We start from the raw sequence: 25523 nt of genomic DNA, 5'->3' as shown, positions 1-25523 counted from the left end.
TGAACCATCGCATGGACTTGACGACTGTCATCGGCATCATCGCCGGCATCGCGGCCCTGCTCGGAGGGTATCTGTGGGAAGGAGGAGAAGCCCACGGCCTCGTGGAGAAGACGGCGATCCTGATCGTCTTCGGCGGCACGTTCGCGGCCGTCGCCGTCAGCTTTCCCGCCGCCCGTCTGCGCACGATTCCGGCGGCGCTGCGGCTCGCGTTCCGCAAGGACCGCAACACCGACCGGGAAATCATCGAGCGCCTCGTCGAAATGGCGACGATCGCGCGCCGCGGCGGCGTGCTGGCGCTGGAGACGCATGCCGGCAAGGAGGACGAGCGCTTCCTGCGCGACGGCGTGCTCATGGTCGTGGACGGCACCGATCCCGACCTGACGCGCGAGATTCTCGAGCTCGAGATCGCGGCGCAGGAGCGGAGCCACGAGCAGCAGGCCAAAATCTTCGAGAGCGCCGGCGGCTACGCGCCGACGATGGGCATCATCGGCACCGTCATGGGGCTGATCAACGTGCTCGGCGACCTGCATGATCCCGGCTCGCTCGGCTCCTCGATCGCGGTCGCCTTCTCGGCCACGCTGTACGGCGTCGCCTCGGCGAACGTGCTCTATCTGCCCCTCGCCTCCAAGATCAAGACGCGCAGCCAGGAGCGGATCCTGCGCATGGAGATGATGATGGAGGGCATTCTCGGCCTGCAGGCCGGCGACAACCCGCAGCTCATCCGCAAGAAGCTGCAGTCGTTCGTCGTCGTCGACGAGCCGCTGCGGCGGGCGGCGCGGCCGGCGCAGGGCAAGGCGGACGGAAAGGCGGAAGAAAATGCGGCGCAGGCGTAGCCGCAGGGGCGGCCAGGGCGCGGAGCCCGAAAACCACGAGCGCTGGCTCATCACCTATTCCGACCTGATCACGCTGCTGCTCATCTTTTTCGTCGTGCTGTACGCGATGAGCCAGCTGGACGTGAAGAAGTACGAGGTGCTGGCGCAGTCGCTGCAGCTCCAGTTCGCCAAGTCCGACTCCGTCATCGAAGGCGGCAAGGGGCTGACGGGCGAGCTGCTCGCTGGCGGAACGACTCCCGTGCCGTCCCATAGCGCCAAGCCGCGCGCCTCCGAGTCGCCCCAGCAGCAGCTGAAGCGGCTGCAGGAGGAAGAGCTGCAGAACCTGCTCAAGCTCATCCAGACGTACATCCGGGAGCATAAGCTGCAGGACAAGGTGACGGTCGCCGACACGCCCAAGGGCATCGCCATCCGGCTCAACGACCTGTTCCTGTTCGATCTCGGCAAGGCGAAGCTGAAGCCGGAGGCGACGCCGGTGCTGGACCGCCTGTCGACGCTGTTCCGCTCGCTCGGCAACACGGTCAGCGTCGAGGGCCATACGGACAACCTGCCGATCGGAGCCGGCGGGCAGTACGGCGACAACTGGGAGCTGTCGGCCGCCCGCTCGCTGTCGGTGCTGCACTATTTCATCGGTACGAGCAAGCTCGCCCCGGACAAGTTCGAGATCGCCGGCTACGCGGACACGCGGCCGGTCACCTCCAACGCCACCGAGGCGGGACGTTCCAAAAACCGCCGCGTCGAGATCACCGTGCTGCGCGCGAGCGCGGACGCGGGCGGCAGCTGAGTCCCTTTTCATCCAAACAAGCCCCGAGGAGCGATCCGTTCGCTCCCTCGGGGCTTGTTTTTGTGCCGGCAGGCGGCGGATGGGACGGACCGCGCTCAGGCGTCGCCGAAGCGCTCGATCGCGGAGATCGCCGCGAACGCGCTCAGCAGGCCGAGCAGGCACAGCGCGGCTGTCGTCAGGACGGGATCGAGCGAGAGGCCGAGGAGCGGGGAAAGATTTTGGAACTGCGCCAGGAAGATGGCGATCAGCACGGCGGGAATCGTCGCCCTTTTCCAGACGCCGAACACGAACAGCGGGATGTGGCTGATGACGGCGACCGCGGCGGAATGAAGGACAGCCTTCGCCACATAGCCGGCCACGGCGCCCGTCGTGAGCTCCTCGCCGATGAAGCCGAAGCTTTCGTCGAGCAGGAGCGTCGAGACGCCGACCAGCACGAACGACAGCAGCGTGCCGGCGAAGACGAGCAGCGAGATGAGCAGCGCCTTGGCCAGGAACAGCCGGCGGCGGGGGATCGGATAGCCGTAGGACAGCGAGATCGTCCGGTTGCGGAACTCGTCGATGACGACCTGGTTGATGAGCGACGCTCCGAACAGCACGTACGAAAGATGCATCGAGACGATCAGCCCCGTAATCGTGGCGTAGTCCTGGCCGAAGTCCGCGTTGACCGAACGGGCGAACAGCATCGGCAGGAACAGCATCACCGCCACATAGACGGCGTACTCGCCGACGATGTTCAGCCGCTTCAGCTTTCTCCATTCGAGCTTCATCAAGTTAGCCAATGCGATCGCCCCCCGTGATCTGGTGATAGAAATAATCCTCCAGCGTGCCGACATGCTTCTGGATGCCCTCGATCTCGACGTCATGCAGCACGAGCATCCGCGAGATCTCGCTCTGGGAGCGGCTCAGGTCGTAGACGCGCAGCCTGCCTCCGCCCAGCAGCTTCAGGCTCGCGATGCCGAGCTCATGCTCCAGCAGATAGGCGGCCCGCTCGGCCTGCGGAGTCGCGATCTCGATATAATCGGTGCGCTGCTTGGCGATGTCCTCGAGGCTCATCTCCGTCGTCAGCCGTCCCTCCGAGACGACGCCGATCCGGTCCGCGACCTGCTCGATCTCGCTCAGGATGTGGCTGGACACGAGGAAGGTGATGCCGTAATCCTGGTTGAGCATCCGCACCAGATCGCGCATGTCCTTGATGCCGACCGGGTCCAAGCCGTTCGTCGGCTCGTCGAGGATGATCAGCTCCGGCTTCGTTATGACCGCGCGGGCGATGCCCAGGCGCTGCTTCATGCCGAGCGAGAACTCCTTCACCGGCCTCGCTCCGGCGTCCTTCAGCCGCACGAGCTCCAGCGCCTGCGCGATCGCCTGCTCGTCGTAGAATCCGAGATATTCGGCATGCAGCCGCAGGTTGTCGATCGCACCCATATGTTCGAAGAATACCGGATACTCGATGATGCTGCCGACGCGGCTCAGCGCCGACTTGGAGCTTGGCGTCAGCCGCTGGCCGAACAGCGAGATCTCGCCCGCGGTCGGAGCGATATGCCCCGCCAGCATCTTCATGATCGTCGTCTTGCCGGCGCCGTTCTGCCCGAGCAGGCCGTACACCTCGCCTTGGCGGATGCGCAGCTCCACGTCCGCGACCAGCTTCCTTCCCTTGACCGTCCGGCTCAAGCCCGTCGTATGGACGATGTCCTTCATCTTGCCCCGCCTCCTCGTCTGCTTCCTTGCTTCTGATCTCATCTTAGTCAGGAGAGATGTCTTATTCCTGTCTGGATCCTGACAAGTTTCTTACGTTTGCGGATCAGAAGCTCAGCTTCGGAAACGAGACGACGAACGAGGTCCGCTCATAGGGCACGCTGCGCAGCGAGATCGAGCCGCCCATCGCCTCGGCCAGCCGCTTCGTGATGCTGAGCCCGAGCCCGCTCCCCTGAAAGCGCGGGTTGCGGGAGTCGTCGAGCGTGTACAGCCGCTCGAACACGCGGTCGTGGTGGACTTCGGCGATGCCCCGTCCGCGGTCCCACACCTCGATCTCCACCGTCTCGCCGCGGTCGCGGAGCGTCAGGCCGAGCGCCTTTCCCTCGCCGCCGTAGCGGATCGCGTTGGAGATGAGGTTGCGGAGGATGCGCCCCAGCGCCTCCTCGTTGCCGAGCATATGGAGAGGCTCGTCCGGAATGTCGAGCTCCACCTCGAACCGGCCGGACTCGAGCAGCTCGTAGAACTCCAGCACGTTCCGCCGGCAGAGCTCGTTCAGCGCCAGCTTGGCCTTGGGCATCGCGTAATCGTCCGAGTCCATCTTGGCGAGGTCGAAAAAGCGGTTCATCAGGTCGATCAGGGACAGCACCTTCGCCTGCAGCGCCTCCACCGTCCGCTCCCGCTCGGCGGCGTCCAGCTCCTCCCCGCGCCGCAGCTTCTCCGTGTAGCCGAGCAGCACCGCCAGCGGCGTCTTCAGGTCATGCGACATGTTGGAGATCATCCTTCGGGAGCTTTCCTTGGAACGGGAAAACTCCGCCGCCGTCCGCTGACCGCGGTCCAGCAGGCGGTTGAGCTGCAGCAGCAGCCGGCGCAGCTCGGCGCGCTCGGTCCGCAGCAGCACCTTTTCGGCGCTGCCGCTCCGCAGGATCTTCTCCAGCCTGCGGCCAATCTCGTCCGCATCGCGGCGTTCCCGTCGGCGCGCGGCGTACAGATAGGCGCAGGCTGCGGCCAAGGCCGCGCAAGCGAAGGCGAGCGCGACCGCCGCCGTCATGGCCGCTCTCCCAGCTTGTAGCCGATGCCCCAGACCGTGCGGATGAAGACGGGGCTGGAAGGATCCTCTTCGATCTTCTCGCGGAGGCGCCGGACATGCACGTTGATGACGTTCTCGTTGCCGTAGTAGTCCTCTTCCCAGATGGACTGGTAGATCTGCTCCTTGGTGAACACGCGGCTCGGGTACGTCAGGAACAGCTTGAGCAACTGGAACTCCTTGGCCGTCAGCTGCGCCGACCGCTCCCCGATCCGGACCGAGTAGGTGTCCAGATCGAGCTCCAGCTCCCCGTGCCGAAGCGCCTTCGGCGCGGAGACGGGAGTGGCCGCCGGCGCGCCCGCGTAGCGGGTCGCCCGGCGGATGGCGGCCTGCACCCTCGCGGTCAGCTCGATCATGGAGAACGGCTTGCTCAAGTAATCGTCGGCGCCGAGGCCGAGGCCGAGCGCTTTGTCGAGATCGCTGTCCTTGGCAGAGAGGATGAGCACCGGCACGAGGCTCGTCTCCCGCAGCGCTCGCAGCACCTCCATGCCGCTCCGCTTCGGCAGCATCAGATCGAGCAGCACGAGGTCGAACTCGCGGCTCGCCAGCTGGGCGAGCGCCTCCTCCCCGTCCAGCGCGGCCTGCACCTCGCAGCCTTCCCGCTCCAGATGCTCCGCTACCAGCCCGCTGATCTCCTCGTCGTCCTCGACGAGCAGAATGCGCGTCGTCATGACTTCCTCTCCTTTCATTCGCGCTTGGCGATGACGGTCCCATCCGGCCAGGGCGGATTTCACCCCTGCCTTCCGCGCGTGGTATACTCCTTAACAAGTGAACGATTCGGCAAGCGAAAGGATGATACACCGAATGGACTCCCTGCACATCCGCTCCCGCAGCGGCACGCTTCAAGGCATCCGCGCGAACGGGACGCGCGCGTGGAAAGGCATCCCGTTCGCGCAGCCGCCAGTCGGCGATCGGCGCTTCCGCCGGCCGCTCCCGCCCCAGCCGTGGGCAGGCGTGCGCGACGCCTCGCAGCCGGGGCCGCTCGCCCCGCAGCCGATCGACCCGACCGGCGGCTCGTTCGGCATCCCGCGCACCGGCATCCCGCAGTCGGAGGACTGCCTCTATCTGAACGTCTGGGCGCCGGAGGAGCCGTCCGCCGAGCCGCTGCCCGTCATGGTGTGGATCCATGGCGGCTCGTTCGTCACCGGCGGCGGCGGGCTGCCGGTCTACGACGGCGCGAGCCTCGCCCGCCGCGGCGGACTGATCGTCGTCAGCATCAGCTACCGGCTCGGCGCGCTCGGCTTTCTCCACCTGGGGCCGCATGCGGACGAGTCCGATCCCGACGGCTACGTCAGCAACGCCGGCCTGCTCGACCAGATCGCCGCGCTGCAATGGGTGCAGGCCGACATCGGCGCCTTCGGCGGCGATCCGTCCCGCGTCACCGTGTTCGGCGAGTCCGCCGGCGCGATGAGCATCGCCGCGCTGCTGGCGATGCCTGCCGCCAAAGGGCTGTTCGCCCGCGCCATCCTGCAAAGCGGCGCTTCCCAGGCGCTGCCCGACAAGCAGGGCCGCGTGCTGGCCCAGGCCTACTTGGACATGCTCGGCGCGCAATCGCCGGAGCAGCTCGCCGGCCTGACGGCGGAAGAGCTGCAGCAGGCGGCCGACCGGCTCAAGCGCGCGGCGGGCGAGAGCGCGATCATGCTGTTCCAGCCGGTCGTCGACGGCCGGACACTGCCGGCTCCGCCGGTGGAGGCGGTCGCGGCCGGCTCGGCGGCCGGCGTCGACCTGATCGTCGGCATCAACCGGCATGAAGGCGCGCTGTTCGTGCGGCCGGGCATGAAGCTGCTCTCGGACGAGCAGAACGCGCGCGCCTACGTCGCCGTCACCGGCGCGCCGGAGGCGGCCGGCTGGGTGCTCGACTATCCGCGCACGACCGAAGGCCAGCAGCAGGCGATGACCGACCTGTTCTTCCTCCGCTCGGCGCTGCAGCTGGCGGAGGCTCAGCTACGCTACGGACGCGTCTGGTTTTACCGCTACGACTTCGTCTCGCCCGGCCATCCCGTGCTGCAGACGGCGTTCCATGCGGCGGAGGTCCCGTTCGTGCTCGGCAACCTGGAGCTGCTGCGCGAGCATGGCTGGACGATCGACGAGCGCATGGAGCGCGTGTCGGCGGCCGCCATGGACGCCTGGCTCGCATTCGCCCGCAGCGGCAGCCCCGCGACGGCGGAGCTGGACTGGCCGGCGTACGAGGCGGAGCGCCGCGCGGTCATGCTGCTCGACGCCGACAGCCGCGTCGCGCTCGATCCGGAGCCGGACAAGTGGGCGCGGCTGACGGGACGGAGCTAGGCAGAGCCCGATCCATAACATTCCGAAGGGACGCTCAAGCGTCCCTTTTTCCGTTTCTGGCGATCCGCACCAGCTCGCCGTCCATGCCTGCTCCCCCTCCAGGTCGTGATGGCAAACTCGCCCGCACCGTCAGTACACGTAACGCTCCAGCAGCTCATTGCGGAACTTGCGCTCCGGGTCCTGCCGCAGCAGCAGCCGCTGGAAATCGGGCAGCCGCTCGTACTGCTCCCGCACCTCCGCGGGCGGCAGCGCGAACAGCTTGGCCCAGTGCGGCCGCGCGCCGAACGGGCGCAGCGCCGACTCGAGCTCGGGCAGCAGCCGGGCGACCGCTTCGCCGAGCGGCTTCCAGGTGAAGTGGATGCCGACGGAATCGCGGCCGTGGCAAGGGCTCATCCACAGGCGGTCCGCCGCGATCGTGCGCACCTCCGAGATGAACAGCAGCGGCGCGATCCGCTCGCGCAGGCGGCCAAGCGCCTGCAGCGCCTCCAGCGCCCGCTCCCGGGGCACGAAATACTCCGTCTGCAGCTCCTCGCCCGCGCTTGGGGTGAAGTCCATGCGAAAATGCGGCAGCCGCTCATGCCAAGGACCGACGGCGCCGAGCTGGCCGCTGCACACCTCGCCCGAGTGGCCCGGCACCGGATGGCGCGGCCCGCCCGCCGGCGCCGCGCCGTGGAAAGGCTCGGCCGGATCGAGCGTCTCGGAATCGCCGACGCGGTGCTTGATCCACACCTGGTTGATCGCGGAGGAGGTCCAGTCGGTGAACAGGCTGACGCTGTACGCCGCGGAGAGGATCTCGTCGAAGGCCGCCTCCAGCCGCTCGGCCGGCAGGTCCTCGTACACGCGCTGGCTCATCTCGAACGCGGGCACGACGTCGAGCGTCAGGCGGGCGACGACGCCAAGTCCGCCGAGGCCGACGACCGCGCCCTCGAATGCGGCGTCCTCCCGCGTCAGCCGCTGCAGCGCGCCGTCGGCCGCGATCAGCTCCAGCCCGCGCACCGCCGTCGCCAGATTGCCGTGCCGCACTCCCGAGCCATGCGTCGCCGTGGCGACCGCGCCGGCCACGGAGATATGCGGCAGCGAGGCCAGATTATGCAGCGCGAAGCCTGCGGCATCGAGCTGGCGCGCCAGATCGCCGTAGCGGATGCCGCCCTCGACCGTCACCGTCCGGCGCTCGGCGTCAAGCGACACGAGCCGGTTCAGCTTTTCTATGGAGATCAGGCTGCCGGCCGTATCGGCGATGCCGTTGAACGAATGCCGGGAGCCGAGCGCCTTCACCCTCGGACTGCGGGCGACCATGTCCCGCGCCTCCTCCACGCTCTCCGGCACGAGCAGCTCCGCCGCTCCGTACGTATAGTTCCCTGCCCAGTTGCGCTCTTTCGCCATCTTCCATCCACGTCCTCTCGGTTGAGTCCTGCTGATCGGTACTACTTCGGCTCTCTTCGACGGAATCCCTACCGGCCCCCGAAAAGAGCGCCGCGCCTGCGGGCTCTGCCGGAGCCGATTTCGCAGAATTGTATAGAAACCCCTCGTTTGTACACACGCAAAATGTCGCGATCGTGCACAGATCAACGATCCGATCACTGTTGAAGTCATATCGCACAAGCTATAATGAAGGTCATTCCGGCATCGAGTCGCGGGAAACAGCAAGGGGGGTCCGCTATGCGATTGAATCGAATCCGACGGAGCGATCAGCTCTACGTCAAGCTGCTGATCGGCATCACGCTGTGCATCGTGGTCGCCATCTTCGTCAGCTCTTCCATTTATTACATCACATTTGCCCGAATTCTGCAGAACGACGCGTTCGAGTCCAACCTCGCGAACTTGCGCGATACGAGCAGGACCGTCGCCAAGACGACAGACAACGCGCAGACGCTCGCCTTTCAAATCTATCGCAACAGCGCCATCTCCAAGCTGCTGTACTACAGCAAGCCCAATCCTTTCGATACGCAAGCGGCGATGATCGATCTGAGCAACTACTTGACGACCATGCCCTTCATCCATTCGATCTACGTCTATAATCCGGCCTCCGGCCTCTACTACATCACGAGCCAGAACGGACAGAAAGGAATCGTGCCGGAGCATCTGCTCAAGGACAAGAGCATCGCTCAGATCCTGAAAAACTACGAGGACTACCAGCCGTTCGCCCCGGTGCCGCGGATCATCGCGGCCAGCGACCGCAGCATGGAGGAGACCAGCGTCTACTCCTATCTGTGCTACGACGCGATCGGAACGAGCCAGACGATCAACTCGGCCGTCATCGTCAACATATCCGCATCCTGGATCAATCAGGAGCTCGGCCAGCATCTGTCCGGCAACGACCAGACGCTCTATATCGACGATCACGGCAAGGTGCTGTCGGCTCGCGACCTGCGGCCTGTACCGCTCGGCGACTCGGATCGGACCTTGATCGGACAGCTGGTGGAAAAGGAGGAGCTCGGCTACCGCGTCACCCGCTTCGAAGGCGAAAAATCGCTCGTCACCTATACCGCGCCGGATGCGTTCAACTGGCAGTACGTCCGCGTCACGCCTTACAGCGAAATTACGAAGAAGCTGAGCGGCATCGGCTGGACGACGCTGCTCATCGCCTGCATCGTGCTTGCCGTCGGGATCTGCCTCGCCTGGCTCGTATCCAAGTTCCTCTACGTCCCGATCGACAAGATCAAAAACCGGATGAAGGATCTGGAGTCGGAGAAGCGCAACAGCAGCTATACGCTCCGGCAAAATACGATGCGCAAGCTCATCCAGATCCAGGAGTTCAACGCCGACCTGCAGGCGGAGAAGCTGAAGAAAATGGGCATCTCCTTCGATTTCACCAAGCCTTACCGTCTCGCCTATTTGCGGATCGACCGGTTCGATGAGCTGAAGGAGATGAACCCGAAGGATCTGCTGACGTACAAGTTCGCCATCATGAATATCGCGACGGAAATCTGCTCCAGGCAGTATATCGTGGACTCCATCGACTTGGACGAGGACAGCATGCTGATGCTGATCAATACGTTCGAGGACCAGCCCTTCGACTGGAGCGAGCATGAGCTCATGCTCAAGGACATCCAGAACGCCTGCATGGAGTATATCCGGATCGGGCTTACGATCGCCTTGACGCCGGTATCCAGCAACCCGCATGAGCTCCACGATCGGTTCAAGCTGGCCAAAGAGGCTTCCAACCAGCGCTTCTTTGCCGGAAGAGGCGCGATCATCGAGGCCGACCTGCTTCAATCGGAGGCGAAATACTGCTTCCCGATCGGCAAAGAGAAGCGGATGATCGAAGCGCTGGCGGGAGGCAAGACCGAGGAAGCGAAAGCGCTGTTCGACGCCATCATGCAGGAGACGGTGCCCTACTCGTTCCCGGTCGCGCACTCCGCGGCGACGCATCTGTCCGTCACGCTCGACAACATGCTCATGGAGATCGAGCGGAACGGCTCGCTTCCGCTCGGTCTCGGCGAGCTCGTCATTCCGCGCATCGAGCGCTACGAGACGCTGGAGGAGATGACGGAGGCGTTCCATCGGTTCTTCGACCAGCTGAAGACGAAGCTCGTGGAGAAGCGCAGCAGCAAGCAGGACGACCTCATCCGCAAAATCAACGACATCATCCAGAGCCGGTTCCATGAGCCGAACCTGAGCCTCAACTATGTGGCCGAGGAGCTGAAGATGTCGACCTACCATATCAGCCGCGTCTACCGCCAGCAGACGATGTCCACCATCGTCGATACGATCAATGCGGTCCGCATCGAAAAGGCCAAGGAACTTCTGCTGGCGACGGAGCTGTCGATCGCCGACATCTCGGAAAGGACGGGCTATACGAACAGCTCGTACTTCCACCGCATCTTCAAGAAAGGAATCGGCGTCACTCCGACGGAGTTCCGGAAATCGGGCCGCGGATCGGCGGAGTAACGACAAAGCGTCGGCAACGGATGGCAGGACCATCCGTTGCCGACGCTCTTTTTGATCAGGCTGGGGGAGCCGGGCGCTTCGCTCTTACTGAATGCCCTTCTCCGTCAGGTAAGCCAGCCATTGCTTCTTGTAGGAATCCTGGATCTTTTGCAGTCCGGCCTGGTTCGCCTTGCTCATGAAGGTTTTGAGGCCCTCTTCCACGTTCTCGACCTGGCCTGCGAGCAGCGGAAGCAGGTATTGCTTCATGACTTGCTCCATCGCCGCGCGCTCCGATTGATACTCCGTATAGTCCTCGGCGAATCCGGTATAGATATCCGGCTTCTGGATTTTGTCCAGCTCGTCGAAAATCTTCTTCACGCCGTCATAGCTAGGCTCGAACAGCATGTATTCCGGATTGCGCCAAGCCCATCCGTTCATGCCCTCGCGCGGGAAGCCGTTCGTGTTGGAGTCGCCGAGCATTTTGTAGTAGCCGTCTTGGACCGTATAGTTCACGCCTTCGACGCCGTATTGAGTCAGCAGGTTGTAGCGCTTGTCGGTGACCATCTTCTCGTAGAACGCCAGCGCGCGCTCCGGATTTTTGCTGCTCTCCGGAATGGCGAAGCCGTTATGGATCGGATGGACCGGAGTCGCGTAGCCGTTCGTCACGCCGTATGGCGTATAGCCGAGCTCCCAGTCCGGATGAAGCGATTTCATGGTTTCCATCGTCGCATTGAAGCGGGTCGGGTTGTCGCCCATGATGGCGGCCGTCGATCCGTTGGAGAGCTTGTCTTGGATCGTCTCGGTCTCGTTCAGCTCGTTTTTGGAGAAGTAGCCTTTCTCCGCCCAGCTCCGGAACCGCTTCAGATCCTCAAGATGCTCCGCCGAGCCCCAGTACGGCATGATTTCCGCAGGCTTGTCATACGTGGCGCGCATGCCGTTGAGCATCGGGCCGACGTTTCTTCTCTCGATGTCCAGATACATGAGAGCAAGGCTGTTGATGATGTCCGCGCCGAACGAGACCGGCTGGAGCTTCGGCTCGTTTTGCTTGATTCCTTCGAGATAAGCCTCGAACGTATCGATGTCGACCGGCGTCGGCAGATTGTATTTCTTGCGCAGATCCTCGCGCCATACGAAGCCGTTCGTGACGTACTCCTTGTATGTCGCCGGCACCGTGTAGATGCTGCCGTCGATCTTGACCGCTTCCCACATGTCCTGCGGGACGAACTTCTGCAAAGTCGGCGCGGCGACGGGCAGCAGCTCATCCAGCGGCTTGAACGCTTTTTTCTTGGCGTATTGCTGATACTGCGTCCAATCCGCCGTGAAGATCAGGTCGACGTTCTGTCCGGTCGAGAGCAGCAGCTTGTACTTCTGATCCCAGTCGGTCCAGGTCGTATAGTTGAACTTGACGGTAGCATTCAGGTCTTCAAGCGCCATCTTGTTGATCTGCTCTTCGATTTTCGGGAGATCCTTCGGAGCGTTGCCAAGCATGTAGAACTGCAGCTGGACCTTCTTGGACGTATCGATGCCGGCGGGCTCGGCTCCTGCATTCGAAGCCCCATCATTGGCGGCGCTGCCGCTGTTCGCCGCATTGGCGGCGCCGTTGTTCGCTGCATTGCTGCCGCCGTTGTTGTTGCCGCATGCCGTGAAGATCGACATCGACATGACGGTCGTGAGAAGAAGGCCAACCGCTTTTTTTCTTTTGCTTCCCATTTGAATCCTCCCTTTTCGTGTCACTCTTTTATGTCAGCTGGATCGCTCCAGGTCTAACCTTTGACGGCTCCGATCGTCAGCCCTTTGACGAAATAGCGCTGGATGAACGGATAGAGCAGCAGGATCGGACCGGTGACGATGATCGCCATCGCCATCTTCATCGATTCGGAAGGCACGCCCTCGGACAGCGTCACGCCGGCGCCCGCTCCGATGCTGTTCAGGAAGTTGGAGGTGTTGATGATGTTGTACAGGTAGAACTGCAGCTGATATTTAGCGGCGTCCGAGATGAAGAGCGCCGAGGAGAACCAGTCGTTCCAGTATTGCAGCGCGAGGAAAAGTCCGATCGTCGCCAGGCCCGGAACCGACAGCGGAAGCACGATCCGGTAGTAGATGACGAAGTCGTTGGCGCCGTCGATCTTCGAGGATTCGATCACCTCGTCCGGCACCGCGGAGGTGATGAAGCTTCTCATCAGGATGATGAGGAACGGCGTCATCAGGCCGGGCCAGATCAAGGCGTACAGCGAATTCGTGAACTGCAGGTAGTTCGTGATCAGCATGTAGTAAGGAACGAGTCCGCCGCCGAACAGAGTGGTGAAGTAGATGAAAAACGCGAACACGTTCCGGTACTTGAAATCCTTCCGCTGCAGGACGTATCCCGCCATCGTCATGAGCAGCAGGCCGATCAGCGTGCCGACTACGGTGACGAGCGTCGTGACGCCGTAAGCCCGCAGCACGTCGTCCGGAACCTCGAAGATGATTCGGTAGCCCTCCAGCGAGAATTCCTTCGGAATCAGATGATAGCCCTCGTTCAAAATGGACGCGTTGCTGGACAACGAAGCGGACAATATGAGCAGGAAGGGCAGCAGGCACAAGACGCATCCTACAAGGACGACGACATATGCGATCAGCCGAAACCATTTTGTCGAGCTTTCTTCTTTGATTTTCAAGCGGATCCCCTCCTTCTAGAACAGCGCGTAGTCTTTGTTGACTTTCCGAATGATCGCGTTGACGATCATGATGAGCGTGAAGCCGAACAGCGATTGGTAGACGCCGGCCGCGGTCGCCATGCCCATGTCGAACGTCACGCGCAGCGAGCGGTAGACGTACGTGTCGATGATGTCCGTCGTGCTGAACAGCAGGCCGTTGTTGCCGATCATCTGATAGAAGAGGTCGAACTGGCCCTTCATGATGCTGCCCAGGGCGAACAGCAGCAGGATGACGAACGTATTTTTCAGCATCGGCACCGTAATATGCCAGGCGCGCTGGAAGGCGTTGGCGCCGTCGATCTTGGCCGCCTCGTAGTAGTCCTCGCTGATGCCCGTGATCGACGCGAGGTAGATGACCATGCTGTAGCCGAAGTTTTTCCACAAGTAGAACATAATGATGAAGAAGATCCATAGCTTCGGCTTGCTGTACACGTCGACCGGGTCGGCGCCGAGCTGCTGCAGCACCGTGTTCAGCACGCCTTGCTCATAGTTGAACAGATTGAAGACGATGACGCTCAGGATGACGAAGGAGACGAAGTAAGGCAGGAACAGGATCGACTGCGAGATCTTCTTGAACCACTTTCCCTTGATGTCGTTCAGCAGGATCGCGACGAAGATCGAGAGCACGTTCCCGAGAAAGATGAAGACGATATTGTAGCCGATCGTGTTGAAGGTCAGCTCGACCAGCTTGCCTGATTTCCATAGGAACTCGAAGTTCTTGAGTCCGACGAAATCCATCTTGAACAGGCTCGTATTGAAATCGAACTGCACGAAGGCGTAGTAGATGCCGATCATCGGCAAGTAGTTGTTGACCAAGAAGTAAAGCAGCGTCGGCAGCAGCATGAGGAACAAAATTTTGTTCGTGTAGAGCTCATGCAGGATTCCTTTTTTCTTGAGCATGGTTTTGGACTCCCTCCTCATTTATTTTTTTATTTGGCTGGCAGGTCTCTCTCCTGGTCCAACTATAGGAGAAGGCAGGGTGAACGAGTAGTGAAAAGATCGTGCAATTCTGGAAAAACGAGCGGTTTGAAACGTGAACGATAGCGGCATTTATGAAGAATGGCTGCATCGCCCTCCCGATCCGGCCGGCGCTCCCGGCCAAACGACAGAAAAAAGCCTGCGATTCGCTCGAATCGCAGGCTTTGGGGATCGACGATCAGCCTCACTGCGGCTTCTCTCCTTGATTGGAGACGATGCCATTCGCAAGATAATCCTTCCATTGCTTCATATAGGATTGCTGGATTTTGGGGAGCCCGGCTTCGTTCGCTTTTTCCATGAAGATCGCCAGCCCCTCCTTGACGTCCTCGATCTGGCCCGCCAGCAGCGGGTACAGGTATTGCTTCACGACCTGCTCCAGCGCCGCGCGCTCAGCCTGATATTCGGTGTAGTCCTCCACGAACCTCGTATAGAGGTCCGGCTTCTGGATCTGGTCCAGCTCGTTGAAGATCCGCTGCACGCGTTCATAGCTGGGCTCGAACAGCATGTAGTCCGGGTTTCGCCAAGCCCAGCCGATCATGCCCTCGCGTTCGAATCCGCTTTTGTCCAGCGCGTGGTAGAAGCCGTCCTTCACCTCATAATGGACGCCTTCGATTCCGTATTGCGTCAGCCGGTTGTACCGCTCGTCCGTCACGAGCTTCTCGTAAAAAGCGAGCGCCTCTTCCGGATGCTCGCTCCCCGCCGCGATGGCGAATCCGTTGTGCATCGGATGGACGGGCGTCGCGTACCCGGTCGACCGGCCGAACGGCGTGTAGCCGAGATCCCAGTCCGGATGCTGCGCCTGCATCTGGCTCAGCATCGCGTTGTAGCGCGTCGGATTGTCGCTGAGCAGCGCCGCCGCCTCCCCGCTTGCGATCTGATCCTGCATGGATACCGGATCGTTCAGCACATTTTTGGAGAGATAGCCTTTTTCGGCCCAGCTCTTGTATTTCTTCAAGTCTTCGAGATGGCTGGGCGTTCCCCAGTACGCCCCGATTTCATTCGGCTTGTCATAAGAGGCGTACAAACCGTACGGCATCGGCCCGACCGCCTTCCGCTCGACCTCCAGGTAGGCGTGCTGGATGGAGGAATCGACGAGCGAGCCGAACGCGGCCGGCTGAATGCCGGGCTCATGCTGCCTGATCCCCTCGAGATAGGCCTCGAAGCTCGGCAGGTCGACCGGCGTCGGCAGCCCGTGCTTGCGCCGCAGATCCTCGCGCCAGATGAAGCCGCCCGTGACGTACTCCTTGTAGGTCGACGGCACCGTATAGATGCGGCCGTCGATCCGCACCGCGTCCCACATCTCTTTCGGCACGAAAGCCTGCAGCTTCGGTGCGGCCAGCGGCAGCAGCTCGTCGAGCGCCATGAAGGCTCCTTGATGAGCGTACTGCTGGTAGAAGGCCCAGTCCGAGGTGAAGATCAGATCGACCGCCCTGCCGGTCGAGAGCAGCAGCTTGTACTTCTGGTCCCACTCGGTCCAGGTCGTATAATGGAACTTGACCGCGACGTTCAAGTCCTCCAGCGCCATCTCGTTGATTCGTTCCTCGATTATCGGCAGGTCCTTCGGAGCGTTGCCGAGCATATAGAACTGAAGCACGACCGGGCCGGACCGGCCTTCCGTGCGGCTGGTCAAGATCGAGCTGCTTTTGCCGTCGGCATCGCCGGGGCGGGCGGAATCGTTGTTGCTGCTGCAAGCGGCGATAAGGAAGACGGCCATCGCGACCGCGACCGCGGCCGCGCTCATTCGACTGCGCCTCATCGGAATTCCCTCCTCTGCGGGTTCGGTTCGGTTCCCTGAGCCTGGAACCCCCTTCATTTTAGTCCTTCCTGGCGCTCCCGTCATCCGGCAGCCAAGCCAGGGTTCGTTGTCATTGTAGGTTCAGGAGCGGCGGCAGGCCAGTGAACGATTCGGGGATTCATGAACAAATGAGGGATGTTTCCTTTCGGGCCTCTTGTCTTGCCGGTGTTCATCCGCTATACTTGGGAAAATTCAAATCACGCATGCGATGAACGGGCAAGTACCCGGCCGCAGCCGCGAGCAGAGAGCCGGGAGGGTGGGAACCGGCAGCGGCAGGCCGGCGGAAACGGACCCGCGAGCTGGCGCCCGAAGTCCGCTCCGCGCGGATGCGTAGGCGCGCCCGGACTGGCCGATACCCTGACGAGCAGCCGCGCGCTGCAGCCGGCTTCCTTCCGCCCCGATGCGGATGCGGCCGCTGCGCGCCCGGCGACAAGAGTGGCACCGCGGACCGAGCCTCCGTCTCTTTTTGAGACGGGGGCTTTTTGCCGTTTCCGCCCCCGCTCGCCCGTTCCATCGCCAAAGGAGGAACCCTGCTATGACCATGCCAGCTGCAACCCTGCTCAAGCAAGCGGCGGCCGCCCTGCTCGCTCCGCTGACCGGGGTCGGCGAAGCCGAGCTCGCCGCCCGCCTGGAATGCCCGCCGGACGAGACGCTCGGCGACCTGTCTCTCCCCTGCTTCGCCTTGGCCAAGACGCTCCGCCGCGCGCCTGCGGCGATCGCCTCCGAGCTGGCCGCCCAGGTGAACGGCCAGGAGGAAGCGTGCGCAGCGGAGGCTGCCGGCGGCGAGGCCGATCCGGCTCCGCCGATCCGCTGGCGTGCCGAAGCGGCCGGAGGCTTCCTCAACCTGCGCGCCGCTGGCCGCGGCTGGATCGAGGCGCTGCTGCGCCAGGCCGAGTCGCCGGCGCTCGGCCGGCTGGAGGACGGCGCGGGCAAGCGCGTCGTCATCGACTATTCGTCGCCCAACATCGCCAAGCCGATGAGCGTCGGCCATCTGCGCTCGACCGTCATCGGCCGCGCGCTGGCCAACCTGCACCGCACGGCTGGCTGGGACGTGCAGACGGTCAACCATCTCGGCGACTGGGGCACGCAGTTCGGCAAGCTGATCGCCGCGACGAAGCGCTGGGGCTCGCGCGAGGCGATCGAGGCCGATCCGATCGGGGAGAGCCTGCGCCTGTATGTCCGCTTCCATGAGGAGGCCGAGCGCGATCCCGCGCTCGTGGACGAAGGCCGCGCCTGGTTCCTGCGGCTCGAGCAGGGCGACGCCGAGGCGCGGGAGCTGTGGGCGTTTTTCATCCGCGAGAGCCTCAAGGAATTCCAGCGCATCTACGGCCGCCTCGGCGTCGAGTTCGACCATCTGCTCGGAGAGAGCTTCTACAACGACAAGATGGAGGCGGCGGCGCAGCGGCTGCGGGAGGCCGGGCTGCTGGAGGAAAGCGACGGCGCGCTCGTCGTGCGCCTCGACGAGCAGGGGATGCCGCCCTGCCTCGTGTTCAAGTCGGACGGCTCGACGATCTACGGCACGCGCGATCTGGCGACGGCGCTGTACCGCCGCGAGGCGATGGGCGGCGACAAGCTGCTCTATGTCGTCGGCGCCGAGCAGACGCTGCATTTCCGCCAGGTGTTCGCCGTGCTGGAGAAGCTCGATCCGACCTGGGAGCAGGTGGAGAAGGTCCATGTGCCGTTCGGCCTGATGCGCATCGAAGGCCGCAAGATGTCCACTCGCCGCGGCAAGGTCGTCTTCCTGGACGAGGTGCTGGACGAGGCCGTCCGCCGGGCGCTCGCCGTCATCGAGGCCAAGACGCCGGACCTGCCGGACAAGGAGGCGGTCGCCGAGGCGGTCGGCATCGGCGCGATCGTGTTCGGGGATCTGCGCAGCCGCCGCATGCTGGAGATCGACTTCAGCCTCGAGGAGATGGTGAGCCTCGACGGCGAGACCGGCCCTTATGTGCAATACACCTACGCCCGCGCCTGCAGCCTGCTGCGCCGCGCGGCGGAGGCCGGCACGGGCAGCGGCGCCGAGCGCGGGGATGCTTCCGGGCTGGAGGCTCTCGGCTCGCCCGCCGCGCGCGCCTGCCTGCTCAAGCTCGACGCTTACGGCGAGGCGATCCGCGGCGCGCTGCGCGAGCATGAGCCGTCCGTCCTCGCCCGCTACCTGCTGGAGCTCGCCAAGGCGTTCAACCGCTTCTACAACAGCGGCCGCATCCTCGGCGCGGACGGCGGCGGGGAGACGGCCGCCAAGCTGCGGCTGACGGCCGCCTGCGCCGCCGTGCTGAGCCACGGACTCGGACTGCTCGGCTTATCGGCCCCGTCACGAATTTAACAAATAAGTCCAATTTAACCCTTGCTTCATCTGGATAGGGATGGTAAACTTGGATTCACGAACAAGTGTACCTATCTTCCGAAGAAAGGCTGATTCCGATGAGCGAGCCCAAGCATCCTCCGATCGCGAGCGTCACCCCTACCCCCGAGCACAAGGAGGATCCCGTCCTGCTGCTGGCCCGCCAGCTGCTGCTGCTGCACCGGCGCGCCTTCCGCCGCATCTCGGAGCGGTCATGACGGAGCAGCTCACCGTCCCGCAGCTGCTGGCGATCCACATGATGCACCAGGACCGCTTCGACGTCAGCCCGGGCTTCCGCAATCCGGGCTTCCTGCTCCAGCTCGTCGACCGTCCCCTGCTGGAAGGCTTCTCCGGAGGAGGCGACCGCTCCTCGCTCATCCGCCAGGCCGCGCTCTACTGGCATGGGCTGGCGCGCGCGAGGGCGTTCCGCGACGGCAACGCCGCGCTCGCCATCCATACGATGATGACGTTCCTGCTGCTCAACGGCCAGGAGCTGCGCCTTGACGAGGATGAGCTCGTCGAGGCGGCGCTGCTGTGCAGCGAGTGGCAGATGGAGCTCGAGGACTGCGAGGCGTGGATTTCCAGCCGCCTGGTCCGCCCTGCCCCGGGGGAGCCCGAGGCCCCGATTCCTTCTATGGACAAAGTATTCCCTCCGTCTTATGATAGATAGGATTCGATTTTGACTACGGTTGTACGGGTGCCTCGGTCGGCCTTCATCCGGCCAGGCTTAATAGGGAAGTCCGGTTCCAATCCGGCGCGGTCCCGCCACTGTACGAGCGCCGCAGCCCCGCATGACGCCACTGTCCGTTCGGACGGGAAGGCGCGGGGACGCGATGGCGCTCCAGCCAGGAGACCTGCCCGTACGACCTCGCAGAAGTCCTTTCGGGGGGTGGAGGACTTCTGCAGCGCTCCTTCTCGGGCGCCGCTTTTGGCTTCGCCTGCGTTCCGGCTGGGGTCCGACTCGATCGGCCTAGAGGCGTCTGGACCGCATGGCTTTGGCCGCTGGCGGTCTTTCCGTCCGCGGGAGCGTCGGGATTTCGTCTTTTCGCCGCCCTTTTGGGCGGCTTTTTTGTTTTCCGGGTCCGCTGTCGCTGCGCAGCCTCCCCGCCCCTGCCCTGCAGCCAATTTGATTTTAATAGGTAGAAAGAAGGTGTTGCTGGTGAAAGCCCTGTTCAACCGCGCCGTACTGGCCGCTCTGCTGGCCGTCGCCCTGATCGTGCCGGCCGTACCGGCCGGTACCGCCTCGGCGGCTGCGGACACGTCCGCCGTCCTCCGCCAAGCCGGAGACGCGCTGCTCTCGAGCGGCATCCGCTCCGACTGGGACGCCATCGCCGCCTCCCAGGCCGGCTACGAGCTGCCGGCGTCGTATCTGTCCAAGCTGTCCGACGCCGTGCGCAAGGACGCGCCTGCGTTCCGCAACGTCACCGACTTCGAGCGCACCGCGCTCGCCGTCACCGCCGCCGGCCAGGACGCGACCGCTTATGGCGGCATCGACCTGATCGAGCGCATCACAAGCAGCGACCGCATGCTCAGCCAAGGCATCAACGGCCCGATCTACGCGCTGCTCGCGCTCGATTACGGCGAGTACGAAGTGCCGGCAGGCGCCAAGTGGTCCCGCGACAAGCTCGTCGCCGAGCTGCTCAAGGCCCAAGCCGCCGACGGCAGCTACGCCTTCGCAGGCGAGAAGGCCGGCAGCCCCGACCTGACCGGCGCCGCACTGACCGCGCTCGCTCCGTACATCGGCCAGCCGGAGGTCAAGCAGGCCGGCGAGCGCGCCGTCGCCTGGATCAAGTCCCAGCAGGACAAGGATGGCGGCTTCACGAGCTACGGCGAGTCGAGCAGCGAGAGCGTCGCGCAGATCGTCATCGGCCTCGCCTCCATCGGCTACGATCCGGCCGGAGCCGACTTCACCCGCGACGGCGCGAGCCTGATCGACAAGCTGCTCACGTTCCGGGGCGCCGACGGCAGCTTCTCGCATGCGCTGCCGCTCGCTCCCAACGCCTACGGCGCCTACCAGTCCGTGCAGGCGCTCGTCGCCTATGAGAAGTTCAAGGCCGGCACCGGCCGCCTGTACAGCAAGCCGGCCGCTTCCGTCTCGGTCCGCGTGGAAGGCCCGAGCTCGACGATCGGCTCCGGCGTGACGCGCGCCGTCTACGCGCTCGACGCGCTGACTCAGGTCGGCGCGGCCAAGAAGCTGGACGTCGTCGTCAAGGAGATGTCGTTCGGCAAATACGTCGACGCCATCGGCGGCATCGCCGGCGGCACGTTCGGCGGCTACGACGGCTGGATGTACGCCGTCGAGCGCCGCGGCGCCTGGATCAATCCTTCCGTCGGCATGGGCGACTTCAAGCTCAGCGCCGGCGACCGCCTCGTCGTGTTCTATGGCGACGGCACCAAGCTGATCTCCCGCATCGCGGCCGAGCCGCGCCAGCCGCGCGACGACGAGCCGTTCGCCGTTCAGGTGAGCCAGCAGGAGTGGGACTACACGGCCAATGCGTTCACCGTCACTCCGGCGGCCGGCGTCGCCGTCTCGGCTGGCTCCGTCACCGTTACGACGGACGCTTACGGCAACGCCTCGTTCCCGGCGCTGCCGGCGGGCAGCTACGAGCTGACGGTCACCGGCTACAGCCCGTCCAAGGCGCCGAGCGTGCTCAAGCATGCCGTCCCGCTGACGGTCGGCTCCACCAAGATCAAGTTCGCCGACGAGAAGAAAATCGCCCCTTGGGCGCTGAAGTCGGTCAAAAACGGCTACGCCTCCGGCCTGCTCAGCGGCACCGGCACGGGCGAGGCTCCGACGTTCTCGCCGAAGGACAGACTCACCCGCGCCCAGTTCGCGGCGCTGGCCGTACGTCTGCTCGGCCTCGATGCCGGCATGGACGCCGCAGCTCCTTCCTTCACCGACGTGAAGGCCGGCAGCTGGTACGAAGGCGCCGTCCGCGCCGCAGCCGCGCAAGGCATCGTCTCCGGCACCGGCGACGGCAAATTCCAGCCGGACGCGCCGGTGACCCGCCAGGACATGGCGGTCATCCTCGCCCGCGTCCTCAAGCTGGACGCGACCGCAGCCGGCGACGGCTCGATCCGTGACCTCGCTGCGGCATCCGCCTACGCCAGAGGCTCCATCGCCGCCGTCCACGCCAGCGGGCTGATGGTCGGCGATTCCGCCGGCAACTTCCAGCCCAAGGCGCAGGTCAGCCGCGAGATGGCCGCCGTCGCGATCGTCAACGCGTACGAGTCGCTGAAATAAACGCAAGGCCGGAGCGCGAGCCGAGCTGGACGCTACGGCTTGCGTCCGGGCCGTTGCCGCCTCGGCTCGCGTCCGGCCGCGGCTCGCTTCGACCGCGGCCTGCGCTCTGTCGGCTTGCGTCCGGACCGTTGCCGCCTCGGCTTGCGCTCCATCGGCCGCGACGCTGCTCCGCAGCTCCCTTCGTTTGTAAATGCCCTTGGCGGGCTTTACAATGAAGGGAGCTTTTTTTATTGATCGGCCCTGCAATCCGCTGTGCCCCGGCCGTTCCGGAAGGAGAGTACCCGTACCCGTGTTCGAAGAGCAACCGAGCCGCGCCAAGCGCTTCTGGCTCAGTCCGTTCGTGCTGTTCACCGTCGCCCTCGTCTTCAAAATGTACCTTGCCGCCTACGTCATCTACGGCCTCGAGCATCCGTGGCTGACGCTGATGACGGGGCTTCCGACCGTCTGGGCCGCCTTTTTCCTGATCGAGCTGCTCGCCCGCAGGCGCAAGCTCATGGCTTATCTGATCGTGAACCTGCTGTTCACCGCGATTTATTTCGCCGTCATCATGTACTACAAGTACTTCGGCATCATCGTCACCTACCATGCGCTCAGCCAGGCCGGACAGGTCACGGAGGTGAAAGGAAGCGTCTTCCAGCTGCTGCATCCGTACTTCATGCTCATCTTCGTCGACATCGTGCTGTCATGGCTGCTGCTCGGCTTCAGCAAGCGGCTGCGCCGCGGCTGGCAGCGGGCGGCGAACCGCCGCTTCATCGGCTGGCGGCTCGCGCTGCCCGGCTTCGTGCTGGCGGCCGCGGCCTGCCTCGCGCTCATCTGGCCGCATCGCGGCATCGCCAACGAGCTGGTGCAGACCGAGCGCATGGGCATCGTCAACTATGAGCTGTTCCTGATCGCGACCGGCGGCAACGAGAGCTTCGTGCCCGTCTCGTCGGTGACGCAGGCGGAGATCGACCGGCTCAAGGGACTGCCGCAGCCGGCGGCGGAGCCGGCCTCGTTCGGAGCGGCCAAAGGCCGCAACATCATCGTCGTGCAGCTCGAGGCGCTCCAGAACTTCCTGATCGGCAAAAGCGTCGACGGCAAGGAGATCACGCCGAACCTGAACGCCCTCATCCGCGAGAGCGTCTACTTCCCGCGCTTTTATCAGCAGGCGGGCTCCGGCAATACGTCCGACGCCGAGTTTCTGACGAATACGTCGCTGTACGTGCCGCTGCGCGTGCCGGCGACGCAAGCGTACTCCGGCCGCTCGCTGCCCTCGCTGCCCAAACTGCTGGAGCGCGAAGGGTACGAGACGATGACGTTCCATACGAACGACGTCTCGTTCTGGAACCGCAGCGAGCTGTACCGGGCGCTCGGCTTCGACCGGTATTACGATACGGAGTTTTTCGGCGACGAGGACGTCGTCGCGTTCGGCGCCTCGGACGAGGTGCTTTACCGCAAGAGCGTGCAGGAGCTGGCCAAGGTGCGCGAGGAGACGGGCAAGCCGTTCTATTCGATGCTCATCTCGATGTCGTCGCATCATCCGTACAACATCCCGGAGCGCAAGGTGAAGCTCGACCTGCCGGAGCGGTACGACGACAGCTTCGTCGGCGACTACCTGCGGGCGCAGAACTACACCGACTACGCGCTCGGGCAGCTGATCCAGGAGCTGAAGGACGAAGGGCTGTGGGAAAACAGCCTGCTCGTCCTCTACGGCGACCATATGGGCCTGCCCATCTACTCGCTGACGGAAGAGGATCTGCGGCTGCTCGAGGAGCTCGACGGCCGGAAGTACGACTCGTCGCAGATGCTGAACATCCCGCTCATCGTCACCGCGCCGGGCGCGCTCGCGCCAGCGGTCGAGACGGGCATCGGCGGGCAGAGCGACATCATGCCGACGATCGCCAATCTGGCGGGGCTGTCGCTGGACGGCCAGCTGCATTTCGGGCAGGATCTGCTGAACGAGCGGGCCAACCTGCTGCCGGAGCGGTACTACCTGCCGTCGGGCTCGTTCATCAATGACCGGGAGATCTTCATCCCGGGCACCGGCTTTGGCGACGGCAGCCGCCTCGAGCTGCCGTCGGCGGAGGCGGCTGCCGGCTGGCTGGCCGCTGCCGTGGAAGGCGGCGCTGGAGCGGCGGCAAGCGGGGCCGAGGGCGGAGATGCGGCAGGCGCTGCCGGGGCCGGCGACGCAGCAACGGCGGTGAATGCCGGCTCCGGCGAGCCGGGCGCCGGCGGCTCGAGCGAGGCCGCAGGCGCCGGGCAGACCGGGCCTGCCGCGGGCGAGGCGCCGGAGCGGGCGACAGCTCCGGGCGGCAGCTCCGGCTTGGGGCAAAAGGCAGCGACCGGAGCAGCCGGGTCGGCTTCGCCTGCTGCGAGCGCAGCTCCGGGCGGCCCCGGCGAGCCGTCCGGCGCGGCCGGGGGCGAAGGCAGCCTCGGCGGCAGCGCCGACGACCGCAGCGACGGCGGACCGGTCTCTGCCACGCAGGACCAGTTCGACCGCGCGCTCAAGCTGCTCCGCATGTCGGACAGCTACGTGCGCTCGCTGCCGACGACCGAGGGCGATCCCGCTCCCGTCAACGGAGCGGCGACGGATTCTTCCGCGAATGCGGACTGACCGATCCAACCTCGAATCATGCAGCCTGCTTTCCAATAGGAGAGCAGGCTTCTTTGCGTGCCCCGGCTCGGCTGCGCCATGAGCTCAACCCGATTTTTTCGGTTTGCAGCTCGTTGTCCGCCTCCCACAGCGCCTGCAACCCGATTTTTTCGGCTTACAGCTCGTCCTCGGCCTCTCGCATCGCCTGCAACCCGATTTTTTCGGCTTACAGCTCTTTCTCGGACTCTCGCTGCGCCTGCAACCCGATTTTTTCGGCTTACAGCTCGTCCTCGGCCTCCCGCATCGCCTGCAACCCGACTTTTTCGGCTTACAGCTCTTTCTCGGACTCTCGCCTCGCCATGCAGAGTTACTCGGGTTTTCCGCGCAACTCCGGCGTTGGGGCATCGGTTCGAGTCGAGTTACTCGGGTTTTCCGCGCAACTCCGGCGTTGGGGCATCGGTTCGAGTCGAGTTACTCGGGTTCTCCGCGCAACTCCGGCATTGGGGCATCGGTTCGAGTCGAGTTACTCGATTTTTCCGCGCAACTCCGGCGTTGGGGCACCGGCTTGAGCAGAGCTGCTCGGTTTTTCCGCGTAACTTCAACTCCATCGGACCATCCTCCGCCGACTCCCCCGCTAGCCATCCCGCCGCAACACAAAAGGGCTGTGCGCTCGCGCCGATCCATCGGCGAGAGCGCACAGCCCTTTGTTCATCTGTAGCTATAGCTCAGCAGCGGCACGCCGGTAAAAGCGTCGACGACGACGTTGGCCTCGCTCAGCGAGCCGCCACCGCCCGTGCCGCCGGGAGGGCCCTGGATGCCGCTCGGCGCCCGCACGCCGCGGAACGTCACGATGTAGACGGGCGTGCGGCTGAGCTGCCCCGCCTCGCGCAGATGCGGGTTGGCGGCCAGCGCCTCCGGAGAGAAGCTGCGGAAGTCGCGGCTCGTCATGAGCCGCAGCGCGCAGCCGACGGAGTCGGCGCTGTCGGCGAGCCATGGATACGACCGCTCGGCATTCCGCCTCGCGGCGGCCTCGCCGACCTGGCTCAAGCCCCGGGGCCCGGGCGGCAGCGCCTCGCTGTCCGGACGCTCCAGCCGGATGCCGAGCCGCTGCAGCAGCTCCTCGTCGCCGCTCGCGACGACAGGCAGCGCATTCGGCTGGCCGGCGGCCGCATCGGCCACGTTGCCGGGCTCGCTCTCATTGAAATACCAGCCCGCCGCGCCAAGCAGCAGCCCCGCCGCCATGATGCACAAGCCGATCCATCTCGCCGCTCCCGTCCGCATGCGCCGCCTCCTTTCTCCGCGTCATCTGGATGCCGTCTACGAATCGCCTGCCCATGTTCCTTTCCCTCTTAAA

General features: G+C 64.4%; 20 protein-coding genes and 1 riboswitch. Of the genes, 9 read left to right on the top strand and 11 right to left on the bottom strand.

Translation table 11 applies throughout. The features are described 5' to 3' along the window. Positions 1 to 11: 11 nt before the first annotated feature. Both GE073_RS02725 and GE073_RS02720 read left to right on the top strand, forming a co-directional pair. Complete coding sequence (locus GE073_RS02725) at positions 12 to 833, top strand: flagellar motor protein (RefSeq protein ID WP_052333034.1); 822 nt, start codon at positions 12 to 14, stop codon at positions 831 to 833. After that, positions 817 to 1614 carry a flagellar motor protein MotB gene (locus GE073_RS02720; protein ID WP_028597945.1) on the top strand — a complete coding sequence of 266 codons (798 nt, stop codon included), beginning with the start codon at positions 817 to 819 and terminating at the stop codon, positions 1612 to 1614. Before GE073_RS02725 ends, GE073_RS02720 begins: the two co-directional genes overlap by 17 nt. A 95-nt stretch (positions 1615 to 1709) precedes the next feature. Here GE073_RS02720 and GE073_RS02715 read toward each other — a convergent pair whose 3' ends face one another. The 4 genes from GE073_RS02715 to GE073_RS02700 form a co-directional block, all read right to left on the bottom strand. Further along, a complete protein-coding gene (locus GE073_RS02715) occupies positions 1710 to 2393 on the bottom strand; it encodes an ABC transporter permease (RefSeq protein WP_028597946.1) in 684 nt (227 codons plus the stop codon). Continuing rightward, positions 2386 to 3309, bottom strand: a complete 924-nt coding sequence (locus tag GE073_RS02710) for an ATP-binding cassette domain-containing protein (RefSeq protein ID WP_028597947.1) — start codon at positions 3307 to 3309, stop codon at positions 2386 to 2388. Before GE073_RS02710 ends, GE073_RS02715 begins: the two co-directional genes overlap by 8 nt. A gap of 103 nt (positions 3310 to 3412) precedes the next feature. Further along, positions 3413 to 4354: a sensor histidine kinase gene (locus tag GE073_RS02705; protein ID WP_043111032.1), complete on the bottom strand. Its 942-nt coding sequence runs from the start codon at positions 4352 to 4354 to the stop codon at positions 3413 to 3415. Then, entirely contained in the window at positions 4351 to 5061 is a 711-nt protein-coding gene (locus tag GE073_RS02700) for a response regulator transcription factor (RefSeq protein ID WP_153782728.1), read from the bottom strand. Before GE073_RS02700 ends, GE073_RS02705 begins: the two co-directional genes overlap by 4 nt. Positions 5062 to 5194: 133 nt before the next feature. On the opposite strand from GE073_RS02700, the gene GE073_RS02695 reads away from it, so the two are divergent. Then, positions 5195 to 6676, top strand: coding sequence for a carboxylesterase/lipase family protein (locus GE073_RS02695; protein ID WP_153782727.1), 1482 nt, complete (start codon positions 5195 to 5197; stop codon positions 6674 to 6676). A gap of 129 nt (positions 6677 to 6805) precedes the next feature. Here GE073_RS02695 and GE073_RS02690 read toward each other — a convergent pair whose 3' ends face one another. Next, positions 6806 to 8059, bottom strand: a complete 1254-nt coding sequence (locus GE073_RS02690) for an FAD-binding protein (RefSeq protein ID WP_028597951.1) — start codon at positions 8057 to 8059, stop codon at positions 6806 to 6808. Between the two features lie 276 nt (positions 8060 to 8335). Between GE073_RS02690 and GE073_RS02685 the strand changes: the two genes are divergently transcribed. Continuing rightward, positions 8336 to 10567, top strand: coding sequence for an AraC family transcriptional regulator (locus GE073_RS02685; RefSeq protein WP_164820172.1), 2232 nt, complete (start codon positions 8336 to 8338; stop codon positions 10565 to 10567). 84 nt (positions 10568 to 10651) lie between these two features. On the opposite strand, the gene GE073_RS02680 is transcribed toward GE073_RS02685, so the two are convergent. From GE073_RS02680 to GE073_RS02660, 5 genes are all read right to left on the bottom strand, one after another. Further along, positions 10652 to 12262, bottom strand: coding sequence for an extracellular solute-binding protein (locus tag GE073_RS02680; RefSeq protein ID WP_373864128.1), 1611 nt, complete (start codon positions 12260 to 12262; stop codon positions 10652 to 10654). 47 nt (positions 12263 to 12309) lie between these two features. Beyond that, a complete protein-coding gene (locus GE073_RS02675) occupies positions 12310 to 13203 on the bottom strand; it encodes a carbohydrate ABC transporter permease (protein WP_028597954.1) in 894 nt (297 codons plus the stop codon). Positions 13204 to 13218: 15 nt separating this feature from the next. Beyond that, positions 13219 to 14142, bottom strand: coding sequence for an ABC transporter permease (locus GE073_RS02670; RefSeq protein WP_043111033.1), 924 nt, complete (start codon positions 14140 to 14142; stop codon positions 13219 to 13221). 62 nt (positions 14143 to 14204) lie between these two features. Next, positions 14205 to 14408: a hypothetical protein gene (locus GE073_RS02665; RefSeq protein ID WP_127464550.1), complete on the bottom strand. Its 204-nt coding sequence runs from the start codon at positions 14406 to 14408 to the stop codon at positions 14205 to 14207. After that, positions 14405 to 15976, bottom strand: coding sequence for an extracellular solute-binding protein (locus GE073_RS02660; RefSeq protein ID WP_028597956.1), 1572 nt, complete (start codon positions 15974 to 15976; stop codon positions 14405 to 14407). The genes GE073_RS02665 and GE073_RS02660 overlap by 4 nt, the downstream gene beginning before the upstream one ends. A gap of 574 nt (positions 15977 to 16550) precedes the next feature. Between GE073_RS02660 and argS the strand changes: the two genes are divergently transcribed. The 5 genes from argS to GE073_RS02635 all read left to right on the top strand — a co-directional run bounded on the left by argS (position 16551) and on the right by GE073_RS02635 (position 24190). Beyond that, positions 16551 to 18335 carry an arginine--tRNA ligase gene (argS, locus tag GE073_RS02655; protein WP_228551242.1) on the top strand — a complete coding sequence of 595 codons (1785 nt, stop codon included), beginning with the start codon at positions 16551 to 16553 and terminating at the stop codon, positions 18333 to 18335. A 98-nt stretch (positions 18336 to 18433) separates the two neighbouring features. Further along, complete coding sequence (locus tag GE073_RS02650; protein ID WP_153782726.1) at positions 18434 to 18571, top strand: hypothetical protein; 138 nt, start codon at positions 18434 to 18436, stop codon at positions 18569 to 18571. Beyond that, positions 18568 to 19023 (top strand): type II toxin-antitoxin system death-on-curing family toxin, encoded by a 456-nt coding sequence (locus GE073_RS02645; protein ID WP_043111034.1) that lies wholly within the window; start codon positions 18568 to 18570, stop codon positions 19021 to 19023. Before GE073_RS02650 ends, GE073_RS02645 begins: the two co-directional genes overlap by 4 nt. 8 nt (positions 19024 to 19031) lie before the next feature. After that, positions 19032 to 19230, top strand: a riboswitch (cobalamin riboswitch). Between the two features lie 273 nt (positions 19231 to 19503). Further along, positions 19504 to 21597, top strand: coding sequence for an S-layer homology domain-containing protein (locus GE073_RS02640; RefSeq protein ID WP_153782725.1), 2094 nt, complete (start codon positions 19504 to 19506; stop codon positions 21595 to 21597). A 289-nt stretch (positions 21598 to 21886) separates the two neighbouring features. Continuing rightward, positions 21887 to 24190 (top strand): LTA synthase family protein, encoded by a 2304-nt coding sequence (locus GE073_RS02635; protein ID WP_194843253.1) that lies wholly within the window; start codon positions 21887 to 21889, stop codon positions 24188 to 24190. Positions 24191 to 24877: 687 nt separating this feature from the next. On the opposite strand, the gene GE073_RS02630 is transcribed toward GE073_RS02635, so the two are convergent. Further along, on the bottom strand, positions 24878 to 25450 hold the full coding sequence (locus GE073_RS02630; RefSeq protein ID WP_153782723.1) for a hypothetical protein: 573 nt from the start codon (positions 25448 to 25450) through the stop codon (positions 24878 to 24880). Positions 25451 to 25523: the final 73 nt, after the last annotated feature.

It is taken from the genome of Paenibacillus sp. B01 (assembly GCF_009649995.1).
Lineage (GTDB): Bacteria > Bacillota > Bacilli > Paenibacillales > Paenibacillaceae > Paenibacillus_O > Paenibacillus_O pasadenensis.
Note: the sequence above shows the minus strand (reverse complement) of the source record. Positions and strands in the feature narration are given on the sequence as shown.